The organism is Photobacterium sp. OFAV2-7, assembly GCF_022347985.1.
In the GTDB taxonomy this organism is placed as follows: domain Bacteria; phylum Pseudomonadota; class Gammaproteobacteria; order Enterobacterales; family Vibrionaceae; genus Photobacterium.
The window spans coordinates 1-9,659 of sequence record NZ_JAKRFQ010000093.1 but is presented as its reverse complement, the minus strand read 5'-3'; the positions used below and the strand labels follow the sequence as shown (position 1 = coordinate 9,659).

The 9,659-nt window shown below is 45.7% G+C and carries 12 protein-coding genes; 6 read left to right on the top strand and 6 right to left on the bottom strand.

The window, feature by feature from the left end; all coding sequences use genetic code 11:
- Nucleotides 1–240 precede the first annotated feature (240 nt).
- The 5 genes from MHN01_RS08020 (at nucleotide 241) to trxC (ending at nucleotide 4,109) form a co-directional block, all read left to right on the top strand.
- The gene (locus MHN01_RS08020) at nucleotides 241–618 is read left to right on the top strand and encodes a FixH family protein (RefSeq protein ID WP_239410854.1); all 378 of its coding nucleotides are present in this window, start codon (nucleotides 241–243) and stop codon (nucleotides 616–618) included.
- A gap of 97 nt (nucleotides 619–715) precedes the next feature.
- Nucleotides 716–1,864 carry a cytochrome-c peroxidase gene (locus tag MHN01_RS08015; protein ID WP_239410852.1) on the top strand — a complete coding sequence of 383 codons (1,149 nt, stop codon included), beginning with the start codon at nucleotides 716–718 and terminating at the stop codon, nucleotides 1,862–1,864.
- Nucleotides 1,865–1,895: 31 nt separating this feature from the next.
- The gene (locus tag MHN01_RS08010) at nucleotides 1,896–2,915 is read left to right on the top strand and encodes a hypothetical protein (protein WP_239410851.1); all 1,020 of its coding nucleotides are present in this window, start codon (nucleotides 1,896–1,898) and stop codon (nucleotides 2,913–2,915) included.
- Between the two features lie 409 nt (nucleotides 2,916–3,324).
- Entirely contained in the window at nucleotides 3,325–3,522 is a 198-nt protein-coding gene (locus tag MHN01_RS08005; RefSeq protein ID WP_075765877.1) for a hypothetical protein, read from the top strand.
- 149 nt (nucleotides 3,523–3,671) lie between these two features.
- Nucleotides 3,672–4,109: a thioredoxin TrxC gene (gene trxC, locus MHN01_RS08000; RefSeq protein ID WP_239410858.1), complete on the top strand. Its 438-nt coding sequence runs from the start codon at nucleotides 3,672–3,674 to the stop codon at nucleotides 4,107–4,109.
- A 77-nt stretch (nucleotides 4,110–4,186) separates the two neighbouring features.
- On the opposite strand, the gene MHN01_RS07995 is transcribed toward trxC, so the two are convergent.
- The 3 genes from MHN01_RS07995 to MHN01_RS07985 form a co-directional block, all read right to left on the bottom strand.
- Entirely contained in the window at nucleotides 4,187–4,909 is a 723-nt protein-coding gene (locus tag MHN01_RS07995; protein ID WP_239410850.1) for an SDR family oxidoreductase, read from the bottom strand.
- 127 nt (nucleotides 4,910–5,036) lie between these two features.
- Nucleotides 5,037–5,396, bottom strand: coding sequence for a DoxX family protein (locus tag MHN01_RS07990; protein ID WP_370646458.1), 360 nt, complete (start codon nucleotides 5,394–5,396; stop codon nucleotides 5,037–5,039).
- Between the two features lie 2 nt (nucleotides 5,397–5,398).
- Nucleotides 5,399–6,292: an SDR family oxidoreductase gene (locus MHN01_RS07985; RefSeq protein ID WP_239410848.1), complete on the bottom strand. Its 894-nt coding sequence runs from the start codon at nucleotides 6,290–6,292 to the stop codon at nucleotides 5,399–5,401.
- A gap of 82 nt (nucleotides 6,293–6,374) precedes the next feature.
- On the opposite strand from MHN01_RS07985, the gene MHN01_RS07980 reads away from it, so the two are divergent.
- A complete protein-coding gene (locus MHN01_RS07980) occupies nucleotides 6,375–7,292 on the top strand; it encodes a LysR family transcriptional regulator (protein ID WP_239410847.1) in 918 nt (305 codons plus the stop codon).
- An 84-nt stretch (nucleotides 7,293–7,376) separates the two neighbouring features.
- Here the strand turns inward: MHN01_RS07980 and MHN01_RS07975 are convergent, their stop codons facing one another.
- From MHN01_RS07975 to MHN01_RS07965, 3 genes are all read right to left on the bottom strand, one after another.
- On the bottom strand, nucleotides 7,377–8,105 hold the full coding sequence (locus MHN01_RS07975; protein WP_239410846.1) for a carbonic anhydrase: 729 nt from the start codon (nucleotides 8,103–8,105) through the stop codon (nucleotides 7,377–7,379).
- A gap of 155 nt (nucleotides 8,106–8,260) precedes the next feature.
- Nucleotides 8,261–9,106 carry an FAD/NAD(P)-binding protein gene (locus tag MHN01_RS07970; RefSeq protein ID WP_239410845.1) on the bottom strand — a complete coding sequence of 282 codons (846 nt, stop codon included), beginning with the start codon at nucleotides 9,104–9,106 and terminating at the stop codon, nucleotides 8,261–8,263.
- Nucleotides 9,099–9,659 (bottom strand): 4Fe-4S dicluster domain-containing protein (locus MHN01_RS07965; RefSeq protein WP_239410844.1); only part of this gene is annotated, 561 nt, incomplete at its 5' end. The genes MHN01_RS07965 and MHN01_RS07970, both read right to left, overlap by 8 nt.

The following is a 9,659-nucleotide window of genomic DNA, read 5'->3' as shown; positions in this document are numbered from 1 at the left end:
CTATAGTTAATTGACATCTATACTCAAACAACCATTAATCATCAGATATAAAAATAACAATATTAATAACCCTGAAATGTAATATTACCCTTCAAGCATTATCAATACATTTATTATGGTTATTCTCAAAGCTGAGGTTGAAGGTAATTATTTTCAAACCAATACTAAAGCGATAAATACAAAAAATTAAAGTGCTAGGTTACCATGTTCATAAAATACACCGTAATGACTTTCATCCTGATGTTAGCTCATCCTCTGTTTGCTGGTACTGCGCTGCCTATTAACGTGCAGAATGCCAACTATAACGTCAACGCTGCCCCGGAAGACTTCCCTATCACATTGAATAATATACACTCATGGCTCATCATCATTGATGACTCTTCAGGACAACCAGTTGAAGATTTAGAGTTTACTGTCAAGGGAGGCATGCCTGATCACCAACACGGCCTCCCCTCCCAGCCTAAGCTAATTGATGAAATCAACCCGGGGAAATACATTATTGATGGCGTAAAGTTTAATATGTACGGGAAGTGGCAGATTGAACTTATTGGTATTAATAATAGTTCAGATTTCTATCAAAAATTAGAATTTGATTTAGATCATGACAACACTAATTAAAACATTATTAATAACTTCATGTGCTACGACCTTGTTAGCTATTAGCCTAATAATAAATATATCGACGTCTGAAGAAGCACAATGGAGTCAAAAAGAGTTGGCTATTCTTAGCAGCTTGCGCCTCCCTGAAAAATGGGAGGTAAATGACGCCTCAAATCTATATCTACACAACGAACAGGCGGTATTGCTTGGGGAGCTACTTTTCAGTGACACCCAACTAAGCAGATCTAAACAAGTTGCTTGTGCAAGCTGCCACCAGCCAGAACATTATTTCACTCTTAAACCAGGCAATGATCTATCAATAACTAAGCAAGTTCCGTCATTGCTCGGTGCAGCCAACTATAACTGGTACATGTTCGACGGAAGGGCTGATAGCCTATGGGCCCAGGCCCTGAAGCCACTGGAGAACCACATTGAACACGGCGGTACACGCACTCAGTATGCACTACACGTCCTCGACAAATACCCGCAACTTTACCAATCCATTTTTGGTCCTATTCCTGATGAGCTCACCGATACAATACTGCCAGCCCAAGCCTCCCCGAGCAGCCAGTATCCTGCAGAGCAGCAACTGTGGCACCAGCTAGACAAACCTATCCGAGAAGCCATTAACCGAGTTTTCGCAAATATTGGAAAATCTCTTGCTGCTTATCAGTCAACCTTATGGCCGGTAGATACCCGGTTTGATCGTTATGTCGATCAAATGATGGCAACATCAGAGAAATCGGTTCCGACTCAAGCTCCTCTCCTAGAGGCGCAAGAGATCGCAGGGCTTAAAATTTTCATCAGCGAACAAGGGCAATGCTTGCGATGCCATAATGGCCCATTGCTATCTAATGGCGGATTTCACGCCACAACCATTCCCGAACCTCATCCTGATGCGCAAAAAGGACACTGGAGTGGGCTTGAACTTGCCTTTGCCGATCCATTCAACTGCCTAGGTCACTATAGCGACAGCCTGCAATCGCAATGTAAGGAGCTACTGTTCAGTAAAAGAGCCGCAGACGAACTCAAAGGGGCAACGAAGGTCCCAAGCCTGAGGAATGTTTCGGCGACTGCCCCTTATATGCATGCCGGACAATTTAGCACCCTTAAAGACGTACTTCAGTACTACAACCGCGCAGCAAAGACTATCGATACACATTCAGACATTGCTGCACTTAAATTATTACCCTATCAACTCAACCAGCTCGAAGCTTTTCTCTTGACGCTGACGGCAGCACCCAATAACGAGTCAGCAAAATGATCTGAGATAGCCCTTTGAGAGGATTCGATAAATGAAAAGAATGAAATTGCCTCACGGTAAGGCTTTGCTTGTCATTACAGCCTGTTTGGCTTGCCTTTGTTTTAGCAACCCCGGGTATGCCCACGTAAGGTGGTTTATCCCCGATGGCACCAACCCAGATGTTAACCTCCCCTACGATCTGATTGCACTTGCACTTACTGTGACAACACTCAGCCTGTTCATCTTAGCCGTACTGTTCACCCGCGTCACAATCGTGCCTCAGTCATTAAAAGTAGGACTAACTCGCCCTGTCATAACGTCCCATCCATGGCTATGGTACATCCTGGTGCTGATTCTTAACTGTTACCTTGCCATTAACCTATTGCAGGGGGAGTTTCTTGCCCCGAACCTTACTCTCTCACCCCAGCTTGCACTGTACGGTGTCATCATCCAGGTTGCTGCTATCGTCCTTATGGCAATTTCAGTCAGCCTCACGGGTGTTGCCATTGTACTCACCTCTCTCGCACTGCTGCTTTTCTTTCCTTTATTTATCGCGCTTGATTATCTGTTCGAGTTCTTGTTCGTTGGCCTTGCACTGGTTTTTATTGGTCCGAGCCTTAACAGAAATGACTATAGTCTTTGTAAATCCTTGGGGCGGAACAAGAATCAATGGAGAAGAACCGCTGTTCATCTCATACGGATAGGACTTGGGCTTCAGTTATTAGAACTGGGGATCCACAATAAACTTATGCTTCCTGGCATGGCGTTGGCATTTATCGACCAAAACGAGTACTACAATTTCTTTCCGCTACTCAACCTCCCCCAGATCAGCAACCTTCACTTCGTGCTATTCGTTGGGGTAAGTGAAGCAGTCATCGGGTTACTCTTGATTGCCAATCTTGCCAACCGGATAATTTACGCCCTGTTGCTGGCAATATTCACCACAACTTTTCTGCTTTCTGGTTGGGATGAGCTTATCGGACATATGCCAATCTTCATCATCCTCTTTATCTTATTGTTAGAAGCAGGGAGTTCAGATTCGGAACAGATAAGAAGACACGTTTGGTCATAACGCTTGATCATAAGCAAAGTGAATAATATATGGGAAGAATGTTCAGATATGCAACTGAGAGCTTGCAACATCTTCCCCTTCTTTTAACTCGTCTGGATAAGGTGTAACCGGTTAATATATAACAGTTTTATTACAATTGAACTGCGGTAACAATTGGGGCGAAAACGACACAAAAAGAGGGTGAATAAAACAAAACAAGTGTACGCAAAAAATTTGATCTGCCACCATGATTTCTCATGGGCTGGAACAGTCAAAGGTACCCCCAAACTCGTCCAATTCAAAGCATGTTTTCATACAATTTGCACTATTATGCGATATGTCACAAAGTGGATTTTATCGTCTTAACTCTTCCAATTTCGTTTGGTAAAGATAAGTTGATTTCGACGCAGGGTTTCTTTAGGAGGTAATTGTGTCTATCAATTCTATCGACCACACAGAGATTGCAGATGTTGCTTCTAAGTGGGATTACAAAGATGAAACTGCCTCAAGCGTAGCTCAATCCAAACGCCAACAGGCAGAAGCAAGACGCCGTATCGAAATGCTTCGCGACATTCGAGATAGCGGCCTGACTATCGCGGAAGCAAAGGAGTTGGGGTTAATTCACTAACAAAGTACTTCACCGAAGTCAGTTAAAGTAAAGTAAGCCAGTACTTTAACTTGATAGAAACAATCTATCGTATCAATCTATTATTCCGGCTTTTCTAATCTTGGGGTAGTCGTTACATTATTGCCAAAGACTCTTAATGGAACGCAATGATGACCACTATGACTACCCGTTGCCCACACTGCAAGGCACTCAACCGTTTCCCAACCGAACGTGTTAACGACATTGCCTCATGTGGCGCATGCAAAGATAAGTTACTGGACGGTAAGCCCGTTGAAGGCACAACCGACAACTTCCTGTCCCTGATCCAGGGCGAAAAAGCTGTGGTAGTCGATTTCTGGGCACCGTGGTGTAACCCTTGTATAGGCTTTGCACCTATCTTTGAAGATGTTGCCGCTGAGCGAGACGGAGATATTCGCTTCGTTAAAATTGATACCGAGGCTCAGCAAACACTTGCTGCTCAATATCGGATTCGTTCTATTCCAACGATTATGGTGTTTAAAAACGGCCAGGTTATCGACACAATCAACGGCGCACTACCTAAAGGCCAATTCGACCAGTGGCTAAACCAGGCACTGAACAAAGCTTAAGTGAGCAAGCTCCGCAACTAGAAAGATGGATACGGCATTACGTATCCATCTGGGTTAATCAGCCAAGCACTGACGACTTACAGCATCTTTCCTGATACCGGAATCAAGGCTCCCGATAAATTTGTTTTGGATGGCTGGGTAAGATCTACCATGATCTCAGCCAATTGAACCGGATCAACCCAAGTCATCGGTTCAACGTCCGGCATGGCCTGTCGATTCACATCGGTATCCACAATCGTCGGCAGCACGGCATTAACTTTAATCCCGTATTGCACACCTTCAGCCGCAAGGCTTTCAACCAACCCGTTCAGAGCAAGCTTTGAAGCCATATACGGCCCGAAACCAGCGGGGATATTGCGAATCGTATCTCTTGCCGAGATAAACATAATCGCTCCTTCTCCCCTTAGCTTCATTGCCGAAAAGACCTCTCTGCCAAGCATCCAAGCCGTTGTAAAATTGGCACTGAACAGGCGGTCGACTTCAACGGGCTCCACATCTTCCCAGCGACTCCAGGAATACACGCCAGTACAGTGATAATGGACATCTATTGCCCCGTCCAAAACAGCCAGTGACTGCGAGACAAGTTGCTGACAATCTTCTGAAACAGTCATATCACCCAATAGGACAGTTAACTTTCCGTCATATTTTCTTTCTAGCTCGGCAGCGCGCTGCTCGTCTCCTTTACGCCCGAAGCCAACAACCCGAGTGCCCGACTCAATCAGCTGTTGAATCAGCGCCTGAGCAGTGACGGAAAAGCAGGCCGCTACGGTTGCAGTTTTTATCTTCTTGGTTTTCATCATTAATTCCTGTCGAAAAGCTGACATTTTGTTACTTGAGAGAATATTGGCGACACACCCGATGAACAATGCACCTGCACGCAATTGTGTTTTGCACTTAGAGCAAACAGGTGCAGCCCAACGGCAAGCGTTAGAGGAGAGAGGATGAAAAATAGACCACCATGCTTGATAGAAGCAAGGTGACCATCGCCGGGATCCCATCTTTCCATGTATCAAAGCGAAGGTGACAGACTATCGCCCCCAGCGACGTTCCGGCCAGTGCCAAAGCACCCAGCACTCCAAGAAGGCTACCCTGGAACCAGATAGCAATAGCGCCAAATAACTCAGCTAACCCAACCAAGAACATAAACTGGCGGTTAAAACCATAAGAATGAAAGAAGGCAAGCTGCTTCTCGAAGATCATCTTCTGCCAGCCAAATAGCTTGATAGAACTGGCAAAGATAAAGAAAACCGAAAGCAACCCAGTTACCGCATTCATTAATGTACCCATTACTAAGCCCCCTTAATTTGCATCATGTTTTCGCAGCCAACAGACTGCATAAATGTCTGTTGAGATTGTTCAATGTGGCTATTGAGTACCTTAACCTGTTCACCCAGCCCTGATGGGTCAACTAGAGTTCGAAATGGTCGCTCTCCATAAGGAATAGCAAGTAAGTCAACAATCGAGTCAGCAACAAATCGAGGTGAATTATTGATGAAACTATCTTTAACTAAATTGATATATTGCTGGCTTATTCGTTCAGCCTGGTTCAGTGTTTCGCAATAACCGCTGCTTTTCTCTCCGTCATCAGGCCTTTGAGACTTGTTCATGATCCCGGTATTAAACGAACCTGGCTGGAGGATCAAAGTTTCGATACCAAGCGGAGCAAGCTCATAGGCATAGCTCTCGCTTAGCGCTTCAAGCGCCGCTTTACTCGCGGTATAAAGCCCACTCAATGGCAGCACCAACTTTGACAGGCTGCTCGTTACATTGATAATTGTTCCTTTTCCTTGCTGGCGAAACGTTGGTAGCACAGTGCGCATCACGCGAACAGCACCAAGCAAATTGACGTTAAACGTCTGCTCGACCTGCGGCAGGGAAATTGTTTCATTAAGCCCGCCGATATAGACACCGGCATTGTTAATGACAACATCGAGTGATCCGGTTATCTGGCTCAATACAGCGCTTACAGCTTTCTCTACTGACTTATCTGAAGAAACATCCATTTCGATGGGAATGATCTGACCGGTAAGCGTTGCTGACAGCTCAAGCAGGTGGTCCGCACTGTTTTTATTCTTACCTTGCAAGCTGCGCATGGCTGCAAAAATGGTATGGCCCGACTCAGCCAGCGCAATTGCGGTTTCCTTACCAAAACCACTGCTGGCGCCTGTAATTAATACATTCATAATGCTCTTATCCTTTTGAAGGGTTGAAAAGAGCTTACACTCGCACCATTATTAGCAGTAGTGATTACGCTTGATAACAATTATGAATAGAAATCATGTTTCAAAAGTTGATCTTAACCTCTTGAAGTCATTGCACGCTTTGCTCGAAGAAAAGCATGTTGGACGAGCAGCGGCAAAAATGAATGTGAGCCAGTCTGCCATGAGTCACACATTGACCAGGCTGCGAACGACCTTCAATGATCCACTGTTTATTCGAAATGCAAAGGGGCTGGAGCCAACCAGTTACGCCCTCGAGCTTTCAGGCAAGCTGAGATTCATACTGGATGAAATAGATACCCTCTTGACACCAAAGTCCTTAGATTTAGCTACAGTAAGATGTCAGTTCAGGATCCAGACCCATGACTTTCTCATTGCGACCTCCCTTGCAGGCGCCTTCAGGGCGATCAAAGATGAAGCGCCAAACATCATCTTTGATATACAGATTTTAACAGCCGACAGCGACCAGAGACTGGATAAAGGTGAGCTGGAGATGATAATTGGTGCCGGCCTGCAAGCCAATCCCCGGTTTATGCAAAAGCGCCTTGCCGACGAGGAGCTCGTTTGCTTGCTGGATAAACACCATCCGGCGTTGGTGAAATGGCATAGCAACACTATTTTCCACTACCCCCACATACAAGCCAGCCTGCTCGATGACAAAGATGATCCCGTCACCCTCTACGGGCAACAAGCTGGCCTGCCTGAGCGCCAGGTAGGCCTCTATACCGAAACACTCAACTCACAGTTAGCTTTACTACCAGGCTCAAACCTCATTGCATTTCTGCCTATGTCACTCGCCATGCAAGGTCAGCAATTTTTCGGACTCAAAATCAAGCCATGCCCCTTCCCTCTTCCGGCTGTAACCATTCGCGGAATCTGGCATGAGCGGCATCAACATGATCCTGTACATAAGTGGATCCGGGATAAAGTGAGTGAGGCTTTTTCTACGGTAGAATCCGCTTGAAGAAAGTTTTAATGATACAGATACAAAAAATAGCTTCCTTAAAACTCAGGAAGCTATTTCCACTATTCAAACGCTTCAGCGCTCTTATTTCTCGATAACTACACGTGCATTCAACGGTTGCAATGGTCGATTATTATCACCCATTACCTCATGCATCATAGAAATTCGCTTGCTAGAAGCTGGGACAGGTTCTTGTAAAACGAACCAACGCACCCCTTCACTGCATGGTGGTGTTGTTAAAGAACCACTAAAACGGTAGTAATGTTCCGTGCTTGGAAGCAATTGACTTGGCTTAATCTCTGCTTCCAGCTTGATCTCATCATGCTTCGAAGGTATCTCAGCTAAAAGGCTGGATAAGCTTTTGTTATAAGCCGGATCAGCTTGGAACATAACCGCAACTACGGCTAAATTACCTTTCTCATCAGCATGTACAAAATGAGCTTCAAGTGGGTACTGCCTATTTTTAATGAAGTTCTCAGATGGGGTATGAAAGTGGAATTGTTTCAACTCAAAGGATTTGCCATCAACGAACAGCGTATTAAGTCCTTCTACCTGAGCCTGAACAGTATGGCCGTTATTCGTCAATGCAGACACTTTACCCTGATATTGAATATCTAAAGGTAATAACTCAGCTTCAGAAGGTTGAGTGATATTTACAGGGCTCTGGCTACTGCCAGATGAACACGTAGGATAGGTATCCCCCCAATGCTCTGGACCATGCTCTCCGGTATAGCCCCATTTATCTTCTGAAGCCAGAACTGAAGCCGAAAGTAAAATACCAATTGTCGCTATAGCCAACTGTGTCTTTTTCATTTTTATTCCTTATTTCTTTGCCTAAAAGAGTAAATATAGAACATAAAAAAGAACTTAACTGTCAACTAACCCCTTGTGCAAACTAAGGTTTATACCTTTTTAGCAAGCCTCCTTTACATCTTGCTTCTCTTCTAATTCTTATTTCATTAGGCTTGCTATTTCGCCCCATTTTGTTGCAACTGGTCCCAGCGAAACGTCGGCCCATCGGTACAGGCATATTGGCTATCCATATAGCAATGGCCGCAGGTTCCTACTGCACAGTGCATTCGCCGCTCTATCGACAAGTAGATAGCCTGAGCCGAAACACCGTAGGCAACCAGATACTCCGCTATCGAGTACATCATCGCCTCTGGCCCAGCCAGCAGCACCACTTCGGGCAATTCGCCAAACGTATCCAGTACCGAAGGCAGAATATCACTCGGCGTACCAGGATATTCATTATCACTGCCGTTTGTTAACCCGTCTTCTATGGTGTTGTACACCGGTATAATGTGCTGCCAGCGTTCCCGCTCCGGATTCAGCATCTGCGCCTGCCGAGTACGGGCACCATAGACCAATGTCAATTGAGTATAGTTCTGCTGTTCGATAAGGAGCTCGACAACACTGACCAAAGGCGCCAAGCCACAGCCACCTCCGATGGCCAGTATCCGTTTATTGGAAATCTCATCCATGGGCCAGCCGATACCAAACGGACCTCGAACGCCCAATACTTGACCGGCTTCGAGCTCAAACAGTGCTGATGTCACCGCCCCCATACGGCGGATCAAAGCACGAAAGTGACCATTCTCGTCGGGTACCTCTGTAAAGCTAAACGGTGCTTCTCCCAAGGACGGTACGGTGAGCATAAAAAACTGTCCGGTCTGAGTTTGCTGCCAGTGAGACTGGTGTTCACGGCTCGTTCCCAAGGGCTCTTCCAACAAGCGAAAGTGAAAATGGCGCGTGTGCTCACCGTCATCATAGAAATCAACTAATTCAGCTGGCAAAGGCGTTAGGCTATGCATCGTTGACTATCCTCTTCATGATCGAGTGAACACCGATAACACCCGGACACGTTCGCTCGCATCGACCACAACCAACGCAACCATAGCGGCCAAACTCGGGAAGAAAATCATCACTAAACTTGTGATACCAAAAACGCTTCACCCGCTCGCCAGCCTGTTCAGCCGGGTTATGAAAACTAGCTTCACGCTGGAAACCTTCGTATAAGCAAGAATCCCAAAACCTTACCTGCTGACTCACTGAAGTACCTTGCCCAGTCTGGCTATCTGGAACTGACTGACTATTTTGGACAGAGGCCTCAGATGCCTGAATGATTTGCCGGCTCTGTGTTCCATAACAAGAGCAAGTCGGACATAAGGTCGTACAGCCGGAACAACCAAGACACTGCACACCAACGTCCTGCCAGAATGAAGCCGACATATCATCGGCATTAAGCTTGTTAATACCTGTGCTGATATACGAATGATCTTCAAACTGCTGCTCGCAATGGCTCAAATCATCCCAGCGGAGACTTATATCATGAGGTGTGGCCTGAACAAGCGGTAAACCTTTAAG